The organism is Kitasatospora sp. NPDC048296 (assembly GCF_043201815.1).
In the GTDB taxonomy this organism is placed as follows: Bacteria; Actinomycetota; Actinomycetes; order Streptomycetales; family Streptomycetaceae; genus Kitasatospora.
Window position 1 is genome coordinate 202,636 of sequence record NZ_JBICZB010000004.1, and the last position, 17,400, is coordinate 220,035.

At 72.7% G+C, this 17,400-nt stretch carries 18 protein-coding genes; 5 read left to right on the forward strand and 13 right to left on the reverse strand.

Going from position 1 to position 17,400, the window contains the following annotated elements; all coding sequences use genetic code 11:
• Positions 1-186: 186 nt before the first annotated feature.
• Complete coding sequence (locus tag ACGF12_RS05075; RefSeq protein WP_393025626.1) at positions 187-555, forward strand: ATP-binding protein; 369 nt, start codon at positions 187-189, stop codon at positions 553-555.
• A gap of 85 nt (positions 556-640) precedes the next feature.
• Here the strand turns inward: ACGF12_RS05075 and ACGF12_RS05080 are convergent, their stop codons facing one another.
• Positions 641-826, reverse strand: a complete 186-nt coding sequence (locus tag ACGF12_RS05080) for a PspC domain-containing protein (RefSeq protein ID WP_393025629.1) — start codon at positions 824-826, stop codon at positions 641-643.
• A 348-nt stretch (positions 827-1,174) separates the two neighbouring features.
• On the opposite strand from ACGF12_RS05080, the gene ACGF12_RS05085 reads away from it, so the two are divergent.
• Positions 1,175-2,590, forward strand: coding sequence for an LPXTG cell wall anchor domain-containing protein (locus ACGF12_RS05085; protein ID WP_393025632.1), 1,416 nt, complete (start codon positions 1,175-1,177; stop codon positions 2,588-2,590).
• 77 nt (positions 2,591-2,667) lie between these two features.
• On the opposite strand, the gene ACGF12_RS05090 is transcribed toward ACGF12_RS05085, so the two are convergent.
• Positions 2,668-3,177 carry a hypothetical protein gene (locus ACGF12_RS05090; RefSeq protein ID WP_393025635.1) on the reverse strand — a complete coding sequence of 170 codons (510 nt, stop codon included), beginning with the start codon at positions 3,175-3,177 and terminating at the stop codon, positions 2,668-2,670.
• Positions 3,178-3,322: 145 nt separating this feature from the next.
• Between ACGF12_RS05090 and ACGF12_RS05095 the strand changes: the two genes are divergently transcribed.
• Positions 3,323-3,997 (forward strand): PhzF family phenazine biosynthesis protein, encoded by a 675-nt coding sequence (locus ACGF12_RS05095; protein ID WP_393025638.1) that lies wholly within the window; start codon positions 3,323-3,325, stop codon positions 3,995-3,997.
• Here the strand turns inward: ACGF12_RS05095 and ACGF12_RS05100 are convergent.
• The 4 genes from ACGF12_RS05100 to ACGF12_RS05115 form a co-directional block, all read right to left on the reverse strand.
• The gene (locus ACGF12_RS05100; RefSeq protein WP_393025641.1) at positions 3,967-4,584 is read right to left on the reverse strand and encodes a VanZ family protein; all 618 of its coding nucleotides are present in this window, start codon (positions 4,582-4,584) and stop codon (positions 3,967-3,969) included. The two genes, ACGF12_RS05095 and ACGF12_RS05100, sit on opposite strands and share 31 nt — an antisense overlap.
• Positions 4,585-4,666: 82 nt before the next feature.
• A complete protein-coding gene (locus tag ACGF12_RS05105) occupies positions 4,667-4,990 on the reverse strand; it encodes a hypothetical protein (protein ID WP_393025644.1) in 324 nt (107 codons plus the stop codon).
• On the reverse strand, positions 4,987-6,531 hold the full coding sequence (locus tag ACGF12_RS05110; protein WP_393025647.1) for an ATP-binding protein: 1,545 nt from the start codon (positions 6,529-6,531) through the stop codon (positions 4,987-4,989). The genes ACGF12_RS05105 and ACGF12_RS05110 overlap by 4 nt, the downstream gene beginning before the upstream one ends.
• 46 nt (positions 6,532-6,577) lie before the next feature.
• Complete coding sequence (locus ACGF12_RS05115) at positions 6,578-7,258, reverse strand: response regulator transcription factor (protein ID WP_355669748.1); 681 nt, start codon at positions 7,256-7,258, stop codon at positions 6,578-6,580.
• Between the two features lie 603 nt (positions 7,259-7,861).
• Here ACGF12_RS05115 and ACGF12_RS05120 point away from each other — a divergent pair.
• Positions 7,862-8,524 carry a SigE family RNA polymerase sigma factor gene (locus ACGF12_RS05120; RefSeq protein ID WP_393025754.1) on the forward strand — a complete coding sequence of 221 codons (663 nt, stop codon included), beginning with the start codon at positions 7,862-7,864 and terminating at the stop codon, positions 8,522-8,524.
• Positions 8,525-8,760: 236 nt separating this feature from the next.
• Here ACGF12_RS05120 and ACGF12_RS05125 read toward each other — a convergent pair whose 3' ends face one another.
• The 4 genes from ACGF12_RS05125 to deoC form a co-directional block, all read right to left on the reverse strand.
• Positions 8,761-9,399 (reverse strand): ATP-binding protein, encoded by a 639-nt coding sequence (locus tag ACGF12_RS05125; protein ID WP_393025650.1) that lies wholly within the window; start codon positions 9,397-9,399, stop codon positions 8,761-8,763.
• A gap of 228 nt (positions 9,400-9,627) precedes the next feature.
• On the reverse strand, positions 9,628-10,530 hold the full coding sequence (locus tag ACGF12_RS05130) for an aldehyde dehydrogenase family protein (RefSeq protein WP_393025653.1): 903 nt from the start codon (positions 10,528-10,530) through the stop codon (positions 9,628-9,630).
• On the reverse strand, positions 10,523-11,998 hold the full coding sequence (locus ACGF12_RS05135; RefSeq protein ID WP_387616851.1) for an aldehyde dehydrogenase family protein: 1,476 nt from the start codon (positions 11,996-11,998) through the stop codon (positions 10,523-10,525). Before ACGF12_RS05135 ends, ACGF12_RS05130 begins: the two co-directional genes overlap by 8 nt.
• A 5-nt stretch (positions 11,999-12,003) precedes the next feature.
• A complete protein-coding gene (gene deoC, locus ACGF12_RS05140) occupies positions 12,004-12,990 on the reverse strand; it encodes a deoxyribose-phosphate aldolase (protein ID WP_393025657.1) in 987 nt (328 codons plus the stop codon).
• Between the two features lie 106 nt (positions 12,991-13,096).
• Between deoC and ACGF12_RS05145 the strand changes: the two genes are divergently transcribed.
• Positions 13,097-13,771 carry a PH domain-containing protein gene (locus ACGF12_RS05145; RefSeq protein WP_393025660.1) on the forward strand — a complete coding sequence of 225 codons (675 nt, stop codon included), beginning with the start codon at positions 13,097-13,099 and terminating at the stop codon, positions 13,769-13,771.
• A gap of 65 nt (positions 13,772-13,836) precedes the next feature.
• Here ACGF12_RS05145 and ACGF12_RS05150 read toward each other — a convergent pair whose 3' ends face one another.
• The 3 genes from ACGF12_RS05150 to ACGF12_RS05160 form a co-directional block, all read right to left on the reverse strand.
• Positions 13,837-15,555, reverse strand: coding sequence for a phospho-sugar mutase (locus tag ACGF12_RS05150; protein WP_393025663.1), 1,719 nt, complete (start codon positions 15,553-15,555; stop codon positions 13,837-13,839).
• 365 nt (positions 15,556-15,920) lie between these two features.
• Positions 15,921-16,742 carry a purine-nucleoside phosphorylase gene (locus tag ACGF12_RS05155; protein ID WP_350511221.1) on the reverse strand — a complete coding sequence of 274 codons (822 nt, stop codon included), beginning with the start codon at positions 16,740-16,742 and terminating at the stop codon, positions 15,921-15,923.
• A 149-nt stretch (positions 16,743-16,891) separates the two neighbouring features.
• Positions 16,892-17,329 carry a gamma-glutamylcyclotransferase gene (locus ACGF12_RS05160; RefSeq protein WP_393025667.1) on the reverse strand — a complete coding sequence of 146 codons (438 nt, stop codon included), beginning with the start codon at positions 17,327-17,329 and terminating at the stop codon, positions 16,892-16,894.
• Positions 17,330-17,400: the final 71 nt, after the last annotated feature.

Here is a 17,400-nt window from a genome sequence, read left to right on the forward strand (position 1 = left end):
GACTTCCCCGTAGGGAAGTTGGCGTTCATCCGACTACTCACTCGGGTGAGTGAACGCCCTTTGGTTCTCGCGCGAGCCTCTCACTACGGTGTGCCAGTCACCGCTGACAGGCCGTGGCGGCGGTCGCCCGTCCGCCGGTTTCGTGCGCGATGTCGGCCACCGACGAGGATCCAAGGGGAACGAACCATGAAGCAGGCTCTCAAGGCCGCCGGTACCGCGGCGCTCGGCATCGCGATCGCGGCGGTCGGCGCCGGCACGGCCTCCGCGGCCGCCGGGCAGGCGACCGGCGGCCTCGGGCTGCCCACCGGCGCGGTGACGAACCCCGCGGTGACCGGCGCGCTCGCCGACACCGCCGCCAAGCTGCCCGGCGGCGACAAGGTCGCCGGCACGCTCGGCACCCTGGCTCCGACCGCCGGCCAGGCCGCGCCCGCCGCGGAGGCCGCCCCGGTCGCCGGCATCACCCAGCAGCGCGGGGCCCTTCCGGGCATCCCCGGCCTGGACAAGACCCCCGTCGGTGGGCTGGCCAACACCCTGCCGGGCCTGCCGCTGGGCTGATCCGCCCAGCCCGCACGACGACGGGCCGCCCGCCCCCGGAGACCCCGGGAGCGGGCGGCCCGTCGTCGTGCCCGCCCGTACGGCATCACGGCTCCTGGGGGAGCAGCACCCACAGGGCGAGGTAGATCAGGAACTGCGGGCCGGGGAGCAGGCAGGAGAGCAGGAAGATCAGTCGGACGGTCCACGGGGCCAGGCCGAAGCGCTCGGCGATCCCGGCGCAGACGCCGGCGATGACGCGGTTGTGACGGGGGCGGGCGAGACGGGCACTCATGTCGGCTCCTCGGCGGTGGCGACCCGGTCCGGCCGGTCCGGCGGGCGTACTTCCATGCTCCGCCGCCGCCGGGCCGGAAACCTCCGCCCACCAGGCGATTCTTCACCCCGACGGGTCACCGGGGAGGCGTAGGCCGGAGTCGGGGTCCGCCTCAGGGACACCCCTGAGGCAAAGGTCGCGCGGGTGTGGAAAAACCCGTTCGCAAAGCTGTACGGACAGAGAGATATGATTCCGCGGTAGCCGATGGTGGGGGGCGATTCGGCGGCGCCTTCACGGCCTCAAGCGGCCCCTCACGCCTGCGATTTCGCACTCTCTCGGGTTTCCACCCGATTCCTCCGTGAGGTTCCATTGCGCAGTCAGTCCCGCGGATTCCTCGCCGCAGCCGCCACCGCCGCCCTGGTCTCCGGTCTCGCCCTGACCTCGGCTCCGGCCGCCGTCGCGACCCCGACGACCGAGCCCACCACCCCCGCCGCCGTCGCGACCCCGACGGCCGAGCCCACCACCCCGGCCACCAGCGTTCCCACCCAGGCACCGCACGGTTGGGCCTCGCCCGTCGTGATCACCACCAGTGGCTTCCCGACCACGGTGACGGCGGGCAGCGCGGTCGAGTTCACCTCGACCCTCAAGAACACCGCGGACCACCAGCTGGACGTGACGACCGGGTTCAGCGTCGCGGCCGCCGGCAGCGGCCTCAAGCCGAGCCAGCTCAAGCTGGAGTACCAGCGTCCCGGCAGCACCCAGTGGCAGGACGGCAAGGCGAGCAACGTCGACACCGGCGGATTCTGGCAGCTGGACGAGGTCGCCACCCAGCTGCACCTGGCGGCCGGCGCCGAGGCCACCTACCGGCTGCGGCTGACCTTCACCGCCGACGCCGCCCCCGGCTGGACCTCCGCGGGTCTCACCGCGACGGTCTCGGACCCGACCCTGCCTCCGGAGCAGCGCTTCACCCAGGCCTCCGGTGGCGCCCCGAATTTCACCGTCGTCAGCAGCACCCCGACCACCCCGGCCCCGGTCGGGCTCCCGGACGTGAAGGTCGAGGGCGTGCCCGCCTCCTTCATCGCGGGCGGCGAGGCGAGGCCGTTCAAGGTGGTCTACGGCAACCACACCGGCAAGGACCTTCGGATCGTCCCGACGATCGTGTTCCAGGGTGAGGGCCTGCTCCGCGCGGACATGGTGAGGATCGAATTCCAGACCCAGGCGGGCGACTGGATCGCCGGCACGCCGGAATGGCACGACCTCCCCGGCAGCCAGCTGGGCGTGCGGCTGCTCACCGGCTCGAACGACGCCGACGTCATCGCGCTGCCGAACGGCGAGACCCGTACGGTCAACCTGCGCCTCGCCTGGACCACGGCCGCACCGGCGGCGGCCGAGTCGGTGTTCGCCAACGGCTGGAGCCTGGGCGGCCCGGGCCGGCCCGAGCGGGCCGCCACCAGCCCGAAGGCCGCCTTCCGGATCGAGGCCGCCGCGGGCTCCACCGGCACCCCGGCCCCGGCCTCCCCGGCCACCGACGCGGACGCGGCGCCGGCCACCCCGGCCGCCACCACCGACCCGTCCGCTGCCCCGGCCGCCCTGGTCACCACCGCCGCACCGAACCCGACGGCAGGCTCCGCCCCGGCCGCCGCGACCAGCACTCGGCTGGCCTCCACCGGCGACGACTCCTCCTCCGCCCCGATGGCGATCACCGGCGCGATGGCGATCGCCCTCGGCATCGGAACCCTGGTCGTCGCGCGCCGCCGCAACGCCGCGCAGGGCGCGAGGAAGTGACCTGATACGTCCGAAGGCCCGCCCGTCACCCGCTGCGAAGCGGGGACGGACGGGCCTTCGGCCTTCGTGCGGCGGGATCAGCCGGCCGGCTGCTGCGGCGGCTGCGGCTGGGCGTACGGGTTGTCCGCCACCGGCTGCGACGGGACACCCGGCTGGTACGGCGCGGCAGGCGCGGCACCCTGCGGCGGGACGGGCTGGCCCGGCTGGTACGGGGCGTTCGGGTTGAACGGAGCCTGCTGCGCGTTGGGGTTGTACGGCGCGTTGGGGCCGTACGCCCCGACGGGCGGGGCCGTCGGCCGGTTCTTCGCGTTGTTGCGCTCGACGATCGCCTTCACCGAGGCCACGATCATCGCGACCGGCAGGATGAACGCCTTGAAGAAGAGGATGTACTCGGTGCCCTTGAAGACGAACGCGAGGTAGTAGGCGTAGCCCAGGAACCCGAGGCCGAAGAGCACGTTGAGGATCCGCAGGCCGGCCTTCGTTCCGCCGCCGATGGCGCCGAGGACCAGCATGATGGCGCCGCTGAGCGCCAGCAGGACGACGTACCAGGAGAACAGCGGCTCGGCGCTGAAGTCGAGATTGTTCAAGGGGGGTTTCCTGTGAGAGGAAGAAAAACGGCGAGAACCGTTCGGGGACGAGAGCGCACAGTACTGGAGGCGACCGACATCCGTCGTCGTCTTTTCATCACGGTGTCGTTGCGCTGCGCCGGAACGGCAATTGACGAGGTGGCAAATGACTGACTATGAGGTGCTGCGGGTCTTTTGCGGGCCCGACGGGCGGTACGGCAACGAACTCGGGGTGGTGCGCGACGGCTCCGCCGTGCCGGAACGGGCGGAGCGGCAGGCCCTCGCCCGCGAACTCGGCTTCAGCGAGACGGTGTTCGTCGACGACCCGGAGCGCGGGGAGATCGACATCTACACCCCGACGCTGCGGCTGCCCTTCGCCGGTCACCCCTGCGTCGGCACGGCCTGGCTGCTCGGCGTGGACCGACTGGTCACCCCCGCCGGGGTGGTGGCCGTCCGGCGCGACGGCGGGCTGACCCGGATCGAGGCCCGGCCGGAGTGGGCCCCGGGACGCACCCTGCGGCAGTACGGCTCGGCGGCCGAGGTGGACGGGCTCCGGGTGCCGCCACCCGGGGAGTGGATCTACGCCTGGGCCTGGCAGGACGAGGCGGCCGGTACGGTCCGGGCGCGGGCCTTCCCCGGTCGGGGCGACGGGATCGACGAGGACGAGGCGACCGGCGCGGCCGCCCTGCTGCTGACCGCCCGGCTCGGGCGGGCGCTGACCATCACCCAGGGCCGGGGCTCGCAGCTGCTGACCGGGCCGCGCCCGGGCGGGCTGATCGAGGTCGGCGGCCGGGTGATGAGGGCGGAACCTCAGCCCGCCGGCGGCGTCGGCTCCGCGTAGGCCCGCGGACGGACCACGGGCGCGACCGCCACCGTCGGGGCGACGGCGGCGGTCACCGGCGGGCCGGCCAGGACGGCGACCCGCGGTGCCCGCGGCTCGGGCCGGCGCTCCCGCAGCAGGTGGCGCAGGCCGGGGACGAGGGCGAGGTGGGCGATCACCACGCCGATCACGGCGAACAGTATGTGGTCCACGTTGAGGACGTGCCCGGGCGTCCAGGAGGAGAGGAACTCCAGGCCGGTCGCCAGCAGGGCGGAGACGCCGGTGGTGCGCAGGAAGGACGGCAGCCAGGGGGCGCGGATCCGGCCGCCGGCCAGCGGGAGCAGGACGCCGAGCGGGGCGAGCAGCAGGAACTCGCCGACCACCTGCCAGGTGGTGGAGGAGCGGAGCGAGGCGAGCGGCGTCAGGTTGGCGTCGTACACCCAGGCCACCGGCAGGGGTCTGAGCACCAGCCAGAGCGCCAGCGTCAGGTGGAGGGCCAGGCCCGCCAGCCCGGCCAGCCGGAGGGGACGGTGGACGACCGCCGCCGGCCTCGTCTCGGTCCGCGCGCCGGAACGCTCGTAGCGTGTCCTGGTGCCATCTCGCTGCACGGGGGGAAGGACGTGCCCCGGTGGCGCAGCGGTTCCACGCCGGGCGTGAACATTCCCGGACACGCCCCTTCGCGCGGCCTCCTCACTTGCACGGGGAGGCCGTCGGCACCGCGCTGAACACGTTGTCCGGCGGCGGCGAGCCCGGCGTCACCGGGGTGGGCGAGGGGCTCGGACTCGCGCTCGCCTTGGCGGCCGTGCCGCGGGCCGGGGTCGCGGCGGACACCGGGCCGGACGGCGTGGCCAGGGCGGTCGGTATGTGCGGGGTGGCCGGGCAGGCGGTCCGGCTGGCGGGCGCGCCGGCGTCGACCGGGACGGCGGTCGGCCGGATGCCGCAGCCGGAGGCCAGCACGAGCAGGAGCAGCACGCCGGCGGTGCGGCGCACGGTGGTGCGGGTGGGGGAGGTCACGTGGCGTCCTTGTGCTCGGCGGCGTCGCCGACGGGGCCGTCCTCGGCCTCGCCGGCGGACGGCGGAGGCGGCGGGGTCAGCGGCAGCGTCAGGGTGAACACCGCGCCGACCTCCCCGTTCGCCGCGGTGATCGTCCCCCCGTGGATCTGGGCGTTGGCCATCGCGATGGACAGCCCCAGGCCGCTGCCCTCGGAGCGGGCCCGCCCGCGGTCGGCCTTGTAGAAGCGGTCGAAGACGTGCGGCAGCACGTCCTCCGGGATGCCGGGGCCGCTGTCGGAGACCTCGATCACGACCGAGTCGTCGGTCTGCCGGACCTTGACCCGCACCGGCGAGCCGCCGTGCTTGAGCGCGTTGCCGATCAGGTTGGCGAAGACCACGTCCAGTCGGCGCGGGTCGACCACGGCCAGGATGCCGCGCGGGGCGTCCAGTTCGACCGCGTCGTACCAGGCCCGGCCGTCGATGCAGGACATGATCAGGTCGGCGATGTCCACCTCGTCGGCGACCAGCTTGGCGGTGCCGGCGTCGAAGCGGGTCACCTCCATCAGGTTCTCCACCAGGTCGGACAGCCGGCGGGTCTCGCTCACCACGAGCCGTACGGCCGGCTCGATCATCGGGTCCAGGGACTCGGCCTCGTCCTCCAGGATGTCCGTCACCGCGGTCATCGCGGTCAGCGGGGTGCGCAGTTCGTGCGACATGTCGGCGACGAACCGCCGGCTCTGCGCCTCGCGCGCGCTCAGCTCCTCGACCTGCTCGTGCAGCGACTCCGCGGCCCGGTTGAACGTCCGCGCCAGGTCAGCGAGTTCGTCCGAGCCCTCGACCTCCAGCCGGGTGTCCAGGTGTCCCTGGCCGAGCCGTCGGGCCGCCTCACCGAGCCGCTTGACCGGCCGCAGCACGGTCGCCGAGGCGGCCTGGGCGAGCAGCGCCGAGCCGATCAGTGCGAGCAGTGTCGCGATGGCCAGCGACCAGCCCAGCGTGTTGAGATCGGCCCGCTCGTTCTCCAGCGACTTGAACACGTAGGCCGTCGGGCCGTTCGGCACCACCTTGGTGCCGCCGATCACGAACGGGTGGCCCTCCAGGTTCTGCCGCTGCCAGTACAGGTGGTACGGGTACGGGTTGCTCTCGCTGACCTCGCGCGGCTTGGCGACGGTGGACTGCAGCGCCGCCGGCACGTCGGCCAGCGTGTAGTGCTGCGGGTCCGAGGAGGCCGGGCACTCCGGGTGCGCCGGGTCGACCACCACCACGTCGTAACTCAGACCGGAACTCGCCACGTTGGAGGCCAGCGTGGCGAGCTCCGGGCAGCTGGCGTTCAGTGGCAGGTCGGAGACGTTTCGGCTGAGCGAGACCCGGAAGTCGTTCAGCGCGGTGTCCTGGGCGCGCTTGAGCACCGCGTCGCGGTTCAACCAGTACGCGATGCCGGAGGCCGAGACGGCGGCGAGCAGCGCGACCGCCGCGAACACCGCGATCAGCCGCACCCGCAGGGAGCGCAGCTTCCGCCACCGGCCCGCGGAGAACCGTCGGGCAGTCTGCTGATGGTCAGTCACGAGAGCCTGTCGTCGTACGGGAGTTCAGAATTCCTGGGATGAGCGGTCAGACCGTCGGCGGGTCCAGTCGGTAGCCGACGCCGCGCACGGTGCGGATCAGCGTCGGCGCGGACGGCACGTCCTCGACCTTCGCCCGCAGCCGCTGCACACAGGCGTCCACCAGGCGCGAGTCGCCGAGGTAGTCGTGCTCCCAGACCAGCCGCAGCAGCTGCTGGCGGGAGAGCGCCTGGCCGGGGCGGCGGCTGAGCTCCAGCAGCAGCCGCAGCTCGGTCGGGGTGAGCTGGAGGTCCTGGCCGTCCTTGGTGACGGTCATCGCGGCCCGGTCGATCACCACGCTGCCGTACGCGGAGGAGTCCGAGCTCTCCCGCTCCCCGCGCCGCAGCACCGCCCGGATCCGGGCATCCAGGACGCGCGGCTGCACCGGCTTCACCACGTAGTCGTCCGCGCCGGACTCCAGGCCCACGACCACGTCGATGTCGTCCGAACGCGCGGTGAGCAGGATGATCGGCAACTGGTCGGTGCGGCGGATCCGACGGCACACCTCGAAGCCGTCGATCCCGGGCAGCATCACGTCCAGCACGATCAGGTCGGGCCGCTGCTCCTTGAAGAGCTTCAGACCGTCCTCGCCGGAGGCGGCGGTGGCCACGCGGTGGCCCTGGCGGGTGAGGGCGAGTTCGAGGCCGGTCCGGATGGCGTCGTCGTCCTCGATCAGTAGGAGGAAAGGCACGGCCCCATTTTGGCCCACCGGGAGCGTCGAATCACCCCCAGCACCGGTCACCGACCGTACGGGAACCGGAAGAGCGGCTACCGGCGTCCGGTACGGAGGGAGGCGGACCGGGACGAAAGGCCCACCCCTGTGACACCCCTGTGACAGTCGACGGACAGCGCCATCACAACCGCCGGGCAGGATTTTCCATGTCGCCGCAGGACAGCGGGCCGCAAGGGCCGGCTGGAGGGCGGCAACAGGAACCGCTCGTACCGACAAAGGGGGCGCACGATGAACGCCACGCTTCAGACCCGGACCAACCCGGCTCTCCGCACCGCGCGTTCCTCAGCGACCACCCATCGGACCCGGTACGAGATCAGGACCGACGAGAACTCCGGTGCCGTGACCGTACGGGGGTGCGCGCACAGCACCGGTGGAAACCCTGTCGCACGCCGGGTGAGCGGCGGCGGCAGGACGGGGGAGCTGTACGGAGTCGGCCGACTGGGGAGTGCGGTCGACTCCGCCAACACCCTCACGCTGCGGGGGATCCTCCCCGTCCGCGTCGAGGGCAAGGACGCCCTGGGGGGTACCGGGGGGACCAGGGGAACCGGGGGGAACAACGGCCTGCGGACGATCGGTTCGGGGGAGCCGACCGGCCGCGAGGCCGCCGGTGCGACGCTGCTGCGGCTGAACCCCGCACCGGCCCGCACCACCGAGGCGGGACAGGGAGACGCGCAGGGGGAGCACCCGGCCGTCGCGGAGGACCACATCACGGAGTTCACCGCGTACGTGCGCGAGCGCCGCGCCTCCCTGTACGCCACGGCGTACCACCTCACCGGTGACCGCTACGAGGCCGAGGACCTGCTGCAGAGCGCGCTCTTCAGCACCTACCGGGCCTGGGGCCGGATCACCGACAAGGCCGCGGTCGGCGGGTACCTCCGCCGCACCATGACCAACCTGCACATCTCCGCCTGGCGGCGCCGCAAGGTCAACGAGTACCCGACCGAGGAGCTGCCGGAGACGGCTGGCGACACCGACGCGATGGGCGGCACCGAGCTGCGCACCGTGCTCTGGCAGGCGCTGGCGAAGCTGCCGGAGAACCAGCGGACCATGCTGGTGCTGCGGTACTACGAGGGCAAGACCGACCCGGAGATCGCCGACGTGCTGGGGATCAGCGTCGGCACGGTCAAGAGCAGCATCTGGCGCGCCCTGCGCCGGCTGCGCGACGACGAGCACCTGAACAAGTCGGGCGACACCGTCCGGGCGTTCGGCGAGCTGGTCGCGTAGGACTCACAGAGGACTCCCGTCGGGGGACGGGTAGCGGACGGTTGCGGTTCGGGGACGCCGGCTCGGGGGAGCGGCGCCCGTGGGGAGCCGAGAGCCGTTCGGGGGAAGGCGACGGGCCCGGTGCGGGGGAGACGCACCGGGCCCGTCGTCCTTTTCGTTCCAGGGACCCGGGGCCGCCGTCAGGGGTGGCCCCAGGGGCCGCTGCGGGGACTGCTCCGGGCGGCCCCTCCGGCGGCTCAGACCGCTGAGAGCTCCCGCCGCCCGGTCGCGGCGCGGACCCGCCGCTCGGCCTCCGGCCCGGCGCACGGGTGCGAGCCCAGCGAGACCTGCCGCCCGACGATGGAGCGCTCGGCCCGCATCAGCCGGTAGCCCCGGCGCAGCAGCACCGGCAGCGACTTGCGGCCCTCGCGGACGTCCCGGCGCAGTCGGCGCCAGGCCGTGGTGAGCGCGCCGTTGCGCAGGCACAGGGCGTCGCCGAGCAGGCCCTCGGCGGCGCACCGCGCGACGATCTCGGCGGCGAAGATGCCCTCCGCGATGAACGCGGCCGCGCCGCCCAGGTCCAGGGTGCGGGTGTCGATCCGGCCGTTGTCCGGGATCGAGTACACCGGCACGTCCGCGCGACCGTGCTCGTACAGCGCGCGGATCGCGGCGACGGCCTGGTCGCTGTGCCAGGCGAGCGGGGAGTCCCAGTCCACGGCGCCGTCCGGCAGCCGGGGCAGGGTCGGGTCGTCCCCGTCCTTGTAGAAGTCGTCGAGCTGGAGCACCGGCAGACCGCTGCGCTCGGCGAGCGAGGACTTCCCCGATCCGGAGGGCCCGGAGAGCAGGATCACCCGGGCACGGGCCGGCGGGGCGGGATTCATGGGGGAGTCACTCACGGGACACCAGTCTGACGCATCCGGGCCGGTTGCCGAAACCGGTGTGCGCAGAACTTCCGGCTCCGGGCGGCTCGTAGGCGGTGGCGGGACGCAAGTCGCCGGAACACCGACGGACCCGCACCAGGGGGGGAGAGGTGCGGGTCCGTCCAATGACCGTCCGGGCCCTGGGGGGGAGAGGGCGCTGGGGACGGCCAGTCTGTGGAGTTGTGACGAAGCGGCGACGGAGGGTCAGATCCCCATCGGGTGCCAGACCGTCTTCGTCTCCAGGAACGAGAGTAGCCGGTCCGTACCGGGCGCATTCGTCCAGTCCTGGGCGAACGGGTCCAGCTCCGGACGGACCACCCGCTTCAGGGTATCCGCGGCGGCGGCCTCCAGGGCGGGCGCCGCGCCGGGGCCCTCGGCGGCGATGGCGCCGGTGAGGTCCAGCGCGTTGACGTCCTGGTGCGAGGCCAGCGTCGGGGCGATGTCCGCGGTCCGGCCCGAGATGATGTTGACCACGCCGCCCGGGACGTCCGAGGTGGCCAGCACCTCGCCCAGCGACAGCGCGGGCAGCGGGGCGTCCGCGGCGGCCGCGACCACGACCGTGTTGCCGGTGGCGATCGCCGGGGCGATCACCGAGACCAGGCCGAGCAGCGAGTGCCCGTACCCGGCCTGCGGCGCGACGATCCCGACCACGCCGGTCGGCTCCGGGGTGGAGAGGTTGAAGTACGGCCCGGCCACCGGGTTGGCGCCGCCCGCGATCTGGGCGACCTTGTCCGTCCAGCCCGCGTACCAGACCCAGCGGTCGATCGCGGCGTCCACCAGCGCGGCGGCCTTCTTCGGGCCGATGCCCTCGGAGACGGCCACCTCGGCGGCGAACTGCTCGCGCCGGCCCTGCAGCATCTCGGCCACCCGGTACAGCACCTGGCCGCGGTTGTACGCGGTGGTGCCGGCCCAGCCCTTGACCGCCGCGCGGGCGGCCAGGACGGCGTCGCGGGTGTCCTTGCGGGTGCCCAGCGGGACGTTGGCGAGCCACTCGCCCTTGGAGTCGGTCACCTCGTACACCCGCCCGCTCTCGGAGCGCGGGAACTTCCCGCCGACGTACAGCTTGTAGGTCTTGAAGACGTCAAGACGCGTCGCGACATCAGACATCGAGGTAGGCCTCCAGACCGTGGCGGCCACCCTCGCGGCCGTAACCCGACTCCTTGTAGCCGCCGAACGGCGAGGTCGGGTCGAACTTGTTGAAGGTGTTGGCCCAGACCACACCGGCCTTGAGCTTGTTGGCCATCCAGAGGATGCGCGAGCCCTTCTCCGTCCAGATGCCGGCGGAGAGGCCGTACGGGGTGTTGTTGGCCTTCGCGACCGCCTCTTCGGGGGTGCGGAAGGTCAGCACCGACAGCACCGGGCCGAAGATCTCCTCCTGGGCGATCCGGTGGGCCTGGCTGACGCCGGTGAACAGGGTCGGCTTGAACCAGAAACCGGTGCCCGGCAGCTCGCAGGCCGGCGACCAGCGCTCGGCGCCCTCGGCCTCGCCGGCCTCGGTCAGCGCGGTGATCCGGGCCAGCTGCTCGGCCGAGTTGATGGCGCCGATGTCGGTGTTCTTGTCCAGCGGGTCGCCGACCCGCAGGGTGCCCATCCGGCGCTTCAGGGCGTCCAGCAGCTCGTCCTGGATCGACTCCTGGACCAGCAGGCGCGAGCCCGCGCAGCAGACGTGGCCCTGGTTGAAGAAGATGCCGTTGACGATGCCCTCGACCGCCTGGTCGAGCGGCGCGTCGTCGAAGACGATGTTGGCGGCCTTGCCGCCCAGCTCCAGCGACAGCTTCTTGCGGGTGCCGGCCAGCTGCTTGGCGATCGCCCGGCCGACCGGGGTGGAGCCGGTGAAGGCGACCTTGTTGACGTCCGGGTGGGAGGTCAGCGCGGCGCCGGTGCGGCCGTCACCGGTGACGATGTTGACGACGCCCTTCGGCAGACCGGCCTGGCGGCAGATCTCGGCGAAGCGCAGGGCCGTCAGCGGGGTGGTCTCGGCCGGCTTCAGGACGACCGTGTTGCCGGTCGCCAGTGCGGGCGCGATCTTCCACGCCAGCATCAGCAGCGGGAAGTTCCACGGGATGACCTGGCCGGCCACGCCCAGCGGCTTCGGGTTCGGGCCGAAGCCGGCGTAGTCCAGCTTGTCCGCCCAGCCGGCGTAGTAGAAGAAGTGCGCGGCGACCAGCGGCAGGTCGACGTCACGGGTCTCGCGGATCGGCTTGCCGTTGTCGATCGACTCCAGCACGGCCAGCTCGCGGCTGCGCTCCTGGATGATCCGGGCGATCCGGAACAGGTACTTGGCGCGCTCGCTGCCGGGCAGCGCCGACCAGTCGGCGAAGGCCTTGCGGGCGGCGGCGACGGCGCGGTCCACGTCCTCGTCGGTGCCCTGGGCGAACTCGGCGAGCACCTGCTCGGTGGCCGGGTTGACCGTCTTCAGGGCCTCGCTGCCGGAGGAGTCGACGAACTCGCCGCCGATGAAGTGGCCGTAGGAGGTGGCGATGTCACCCGCGGCGGCGGGGGACTCGGGGGCCGGGGCGTACTCGAAGAGGCCGGCCTTGCGCACGGGCTCCTCGATGTTCTTCTTCTTGGCCATGGTGATCAGTCCACCGTCACGTAGTCGGGGCCGGAGTAGCGTCCGGTGGTGAGCTTCTGGCGCTGCATCAGCAGGTCGTTGAGCAGGCTGGAGGCGCCGAAGCGGAACCAGTGCGGGGTCAGCCAGTCGTCGCCGAGGGTCTCGTTGACCATCACCAGGTACTTCATGGCGTCCTTGGTGGTCTTGATGCCACCGGCGGGCTTCACGCCGACCTGGACGCCGGTCTGCGCGCGGAAGTCGCGGACCGCCTCCAGCATCAGCAGGGTGACCGGCGGGGTCGCGTTGACGGCGACCTTGCCGGTGGAGGTCTTGATGAAGTCGGCGCCGGCCAGCATCGCCAGCCAGGAGACGCGGCGCACGTTGTCGTAGGTCTGCAGCTCGCCGGTCTCGAAGATCACCTTGAGGTGGGCGTAGCTGCCGTCGGCGCGCTTGCACGCCTCCTTGACGGCGACGATCTCGTTGAAGACGTCGAGGTAGCGGCCGGAGAGGAAGGCGCCGCGGTCGATCACCATGTCGATCTCGTCGGCGCCCGCGGCCACCGCGTCGGCGGTGTCGGCGAGCTTGACCGGGAGGGCGGCGCGGCCGGCCGGGAAGGCGGTGGCCACGGAGGCGACCTGGACGTCGGTGCCGCGCAGGGCGTCCTTCGCGGTGGCGACCATGTCGGGATAGACACAGATGGCGGCGACGCGCGGGGTGGTCGGGTCGGTCGGGTCGGGGGTCCTGCCCTTCGCGCACAGGGCGCGCACCTTGCCGACCGTGTCCGCGCCCTCCAGCGTGGTCAGGTCGATCATGGAGATCGCCAGGTCGATGGCATTGGCCTTCGCCGTGGCCTTGATCGAGCGGGTACCGAGGGCGGCGGCACGCGCCTCCAGGCCGACCTGGTCGACGCCGGGCAGGCCGTGCAGAAAGCGGCGGAGCGAGGCCTCGGACGCCGCAACGTCCGCGAGGCCGCTGCCCGCAACGCCGGGGGCATTGGCTGCAACAGTGGACATAGTCACCAGACCAGCATATCTACGCGCGTAGTCGACCGCTAGGGTGCCTGCCATTCGTGGCCGGACCGAGACCTGCTGGTGAGGGGCATGGGGCAGAATCGACGCCATGACCGATTCCGACGGCAAGCCCCACCAGGGCTCGGCCGCCCCCGACGGGGAGCCCGAGTACGCGGACCGCGTGTACCGCTCCGTCCCCGGCGTCATCTCCGGCGTGTTCCTGCTGGCCGTCGCCGCCTGGCTGATCGGCGACGCCGTGGTGACCGGCAGCGGGAAGACCCCGTACGTCGCCCTCGCGGCCGTACCGGTGTTCGCCCTCCCGGTGATCGCCTACACCCTGCGCCCGGCGGTGCGGGCCAACAACAGCCGCCTGCTCGTCCGCAACCCGTGGCGGACCATCACCGCCCCCTGGGCCTCGGTGGACGCCCTGCGCGCGGGCTACTCGGTGGAGCTCCTCGCCGGCGACAAGAAGTACCAGGTCTGGGCCGTCCCGGTCTCCCTGCGCCAGCGCAAGCGCGCCACCCGCGCCCAGACCCGCGGCGCCGCCGAGCACGCCTCCCGGATGGGCATGGTCTTCGGCCGCCAGACCAACCCGGCCGTCCAGGGCGCCCCGGACCCCACCCGCGCCTGGTCCGACCAGATCACCGACCTCCTCCAGGAGATGGCCGAACGCAACGCCACCCGCCCGGAAGCCGCCGGCCCCGTCGTCGTCCGCTGGTGCTGGTGGGTCATCGCCCCCACCCTGGTGGGCCTCGTCGCCCTGATCACGGTGATCACGGTCTGACCCGAGCGACACGTACGAAAGGGCCCGCCGGTCGCGCACCGGCGGGCCCTTTCGTACGGGGTGGGTCAGATGCCCGCGGCCTGGGCGAGGTCCTGCTTGATGGTGTCGAGGAGTTCGGCGGCGCGGGTGCGGGTGGGGGCGAGGTCGGCGGCGCTGGCGACCGGGAGGACGACCTCCAGGTAGCACTTGAGCTTGGGCTCGGTGCCGGAGGGGCGGACCACGATGCGCGCGGAGCGGACGGACTCGCCGGCGAGGTAGTAGCGCAGACCGTCGGTGGGGGGCAGGTCGGCGGAGCCGGCCGAGAGGTCGTCGGCGCGGGTGACGGTCAGGCCGGCCAGGACGGTCGGGGGCTGCTCGCGCAGGCGGCGCATCGCGTCGGCGATCAGCGAGAGGTCCTGGACCCGGACGGAGAGCTGGTCGGTGGCGTGCAGGCCGTGCTCCAGCGCCAGGTCGTCCAGCAGGTCGGTCAGGGTGCGGCCGGACTTCTTGAGGGTCGCGGCGAGTTCGGCGACCAGCAGGGCGGCGGTGATGCCGTCCTTGTCCCGGACGCCCTGCGGGTCGACGCAGTAGCCGAGCGCCTCCTCGTAGCCGTAGCGCAGGCCCTCGGCGCGGGAGATCCACTTGAAGCCGGTCAGCGTCTCGGCGTAGTCCAGGCCCGCGGCCTCGGCGATCCGGCCGAGCAGGGTGGCGGAGACGATGGTGGTGGCGAAGGTGCCCTCGGCCTTCTTCGCGACCAGGGCGGAGCCGAGCAGCGCGCCGACCTCGTCGCCGCGCAGCATCCGCCAGCCGGAGGTGCCGTTGCCGCTGCCGGCCGCGTTGGCGTTGGCGGGGACGGCCACCGCGCAGCGGTCCGCGTCCGGGTCGTTGGCGATCACGATGTCCGGGCCGACCGCGGCGGCGGTGCGGAAGGCGAGGTCCATCGCCCCCGGCTCCTCCGGGTTGGGGAAGGCCACGGTCGGGAAGTCCGGGTCGGGCTCGGCCTGCTCGGCGACCACGGTGGGCGCCGCGAAGCCGGCCCGGCGGAAGGCGGCGACCAGGGTGTCGCGGCCGACGCCGTGCATCGGGGTGTAGACCACGTCCAGCTCGCGCGGGCTGTGCTCGTCGACGATGGAGACGGCCCGGGCCAGGTAGGCCTCGATGACGTCCTCGCCGAGCACCTCCCAGCCCTCCTCGGCGCGCGGGACGTCGTTCAGCGAGCCGATCGCGTCGATCTCGGCGGCGATGCCGGCGTCGGCCGGCGGGACGATCTGCGAGCCGTCGCCCAGGTAGACCTTGTAGCCGTTGTCCTGCGGCGGGTTGTGGCTGGCGGTGACGGTCACACCGGCGGCCGCGCCCAGGTGGCGGACGGCGAAGGCGAGCACCGGGGTCGGCAGCGGGCGCGGCAGCAGCGCGGCCCGCAGGCCCGCCCCGACCACCACGGCGGCGGTGTCGCGGGCGAAGTCGTAGGACTTGTGCCGGGCGTCGTAGCCGATGACGACCAGGTCGCCCAGGTTCTCCTTCTTGACGTACGCGACCAGGCCGGCGGCGGCCCGGATCACCACGGCGCGGTTCATCCGCATGGGGCCGGCGCCCAGTTCGCCGCGCAGGCCGGCGGTGCCGAACTGGAGGCGGTCGGCGAAGCGCTCGGCGAGCTCGGCCCAGGCGAGCTTGCCGTCCTCCTCGCCCTCCGGCGCCTCGGCCCGGGCCAGCAGGGCGGTCAGCTCCTCGCGGGTCTGCGGGTCGGGGTCCTCGGCCAGCCAGGTGCGGGCCCGGGCGAGGAGGTCGGTGGTGGGTGCCTGCGTCATCCCAACTCCTTGAGTGGATACCCGGGACACGGCCCGGAGCGTCTGAACGGGTGATACTCTCTGTGTCGCCTCGGTTGCGATAAGTATTCACCGAGGTCTACCGCCGGGCTGGCGGGAAGTCAGGTCTGTGGAGCTGGTGCAAGACCGATGGGCGGCACACCGTCCCCCGCTGGTGATCCAGGTCGGCAACCGGCAGTGAAGCAGAAATGCCCGCTCGCGAGAGAGGGCGGTCGCGACTTCGGGCGCGGCGAGGTCAAGTTGCCTGCTCCATCGGGGCGGCATGCGGACGGGGCCCGCAGGAAGGCGTGATCAGCGGATCACGCCGCCCGTGGGCCCCGTCACTCATGATTCTGCGCCGGGAGGCGTCAGATCCGCTCCAGGACCTTCGCCAGCAGCTCGCCCATGCGCTCGGCGGAGGCCTTGCCGGCCTCCAGCACCTCTTCGTGGTTGAGCGGCTCGCCGGTCATGCCGGCGGCCAGGTTGGTGACCAGGGAGATGCCGAGCACCTCGGCGCCGGCCTCGCGGGCGGCGATGGCCTCCAGGGTGGTGGACATGCCGACCAGCTCGCCGCCGATCACCCGGGCCATGTTGACCTCGGCCGGGGTCTCGTAGTGCGGGCCGCGGAACTGGACGTAGACGGCCTCGTCCAGGCTCGGGTCGACCTCGTGGCACAGCGCGCGCAGGCGCTTGGAGTACAGGTCGGTGAGGTCGACGAAGTTGGCGCCGACGATCGGGGAGTCCGCGGTCAGGTTGATGTGGTCGCTGATCAGGACCGGCTGGCCGGGGGTCCAGCCCTGGCGCAGGCCGCCACAGCCGTTGGTCAGCACGATGATGCCGCAGCCAGCCGCGGCGGCGGTGCGCACGCCGTGGACGACGGTGGCCACGCCGTGGCCCTCGTAGTAGTGGTTGCGCCCGAGGAAGATCAGGGCGCGCTTGTCGCCGATCTTCACCGAGCGGATCTTGCCGGCGTGGCCGGCCACGGCGGGGGCGGGGAAGCCCGGGAGTTCGGTGACCGGGAACTCGGCCACGGTCTCGCCCAGGGCGTCGGCGGCCGGCACCCAGCCGGAGCCCATCACCAGGGCGACGTCGTGCCGCTCGGCACCGGTCAGCTCGCGCAGGCGCTCGGCGGCGGCCTGGGCGGCGGCGTAGGGGTCGGCGGAGACGACCGACTGAGGAGAAGCGTTCACGGGTCCGAGGATAGACGGCTTTCGGCTACGCGCGTAGAAATTCGGACGCGGCGTGCCGGATCGTTACCCGGTTGACCCGAAAACACAGCTCGGCGGCGCCTTTCGGGTGACCGGGTCGTTGATACGTACAGAAAGAAGGAGGCGCGCGTTCAGCAGGGTCGGCGGCGCAGATCCATCACGTAGTCGTGCGGGGCGCCGGCGCTTTCCGCGGCGTCGGCGATCAGCCCGAGGTAGCGGGCCGCGGGCAGGCCGCCCTCGTAGTCGTTGAGTACGTACGTCCAGACCTGGATGTCGCCGTCCAGGGTCTGCGCGCGCAGCTTGGTCTTGCGGTAGATGCCGAGCTGGACGCCCTCCCAGCGGTCCAGGCCCTCCTCGTCCATCGGCGCGATGTCATAGAGCGAGACGAAGACCTGGTGCTTCTCGTCCTCGACGACGGTGGCCAGCGAGCCCTCCCAGCCGAGCTGCTCGCCGCCGAAGGTGAGCCGCCAGCCGTCCAGCCACCCCGTGCCGCGCAGCGGGGAGTGCGGGGCTCGGCGGGTCATCTGCCGGGCATCGAGGTTGGTGGCATACGCGGCGTAAAGGGGCATGGGGGCCAGCGTAGCCCGGTCGGCGCACGCGGCGGGCGGTTGTGCGTCCGTACGGAGCCCGGACCCCGTTG

Coding starts and splice junctions, on each gene's coding strand:
- ACGF12_RS05075 (WP_393025626.1), top strand. CDS start 187: ATGAAGCAGGCTCTCAAGGCCGCCGGTACCGCGGCGCTCGGCATCGCG.
- ACGF12_RS05080 (WP_393025629.1), bottom strand. CDS start 826: ATGAGTGCCCGTCTCGCCCGCCCCCGTCACAACCGCGTCATCGCCGGC.
- ACGF12_RS05095 (WP_393025638.1), top strand. CDS start 3,323: ATGACTGACTATGAGGTGCTGCGGGTCTTTTGCGGGCCCGACGGGCGG.
- ACGF12_RS05130 (WP_393025653.1), bottom strand. CDS start 10,530: ATGTCTGATGTCGCGACGCGTCTTGACGTCTTCAAGACCTACAAGCTG.
- ACGF12_RS05135 (WP_387616851.1), bottom strand. CDS start 11,998: ATGGCCAAGAAGAAGAACATCGAGGAGCCCGTGCGCAAGGCCGGCCTC.
- deoC (WP_393025657.1), bottom strand. CDS start 12,990: ATGTCCACTGTTGCAGCCAATGCCCCCGGCGTTGCGGGCAGCGGCCTC.
- ACGF12_RS05145 (WP_393025660.1), top strand. CDS start 13,097: ATGACCGATTCCGACGGCAAGCCCCACCAGGGCTCGGCCGCCCCCGAC.
- ACGF12_RS05150 (WP_393025663.1), bottom strand. CDS start 15,555: ATGACGCAGGCACCCACCACCGACCTCCTCGCCCGGGCCCGCACCTGG.
- ACGF12_RS05160 (WP_393025667.1), bottom strand. CDS start 17,329: ATGCCCCTTTACGCCGCGTATGCCACCAACCTCGATGCCCGGCAGATG.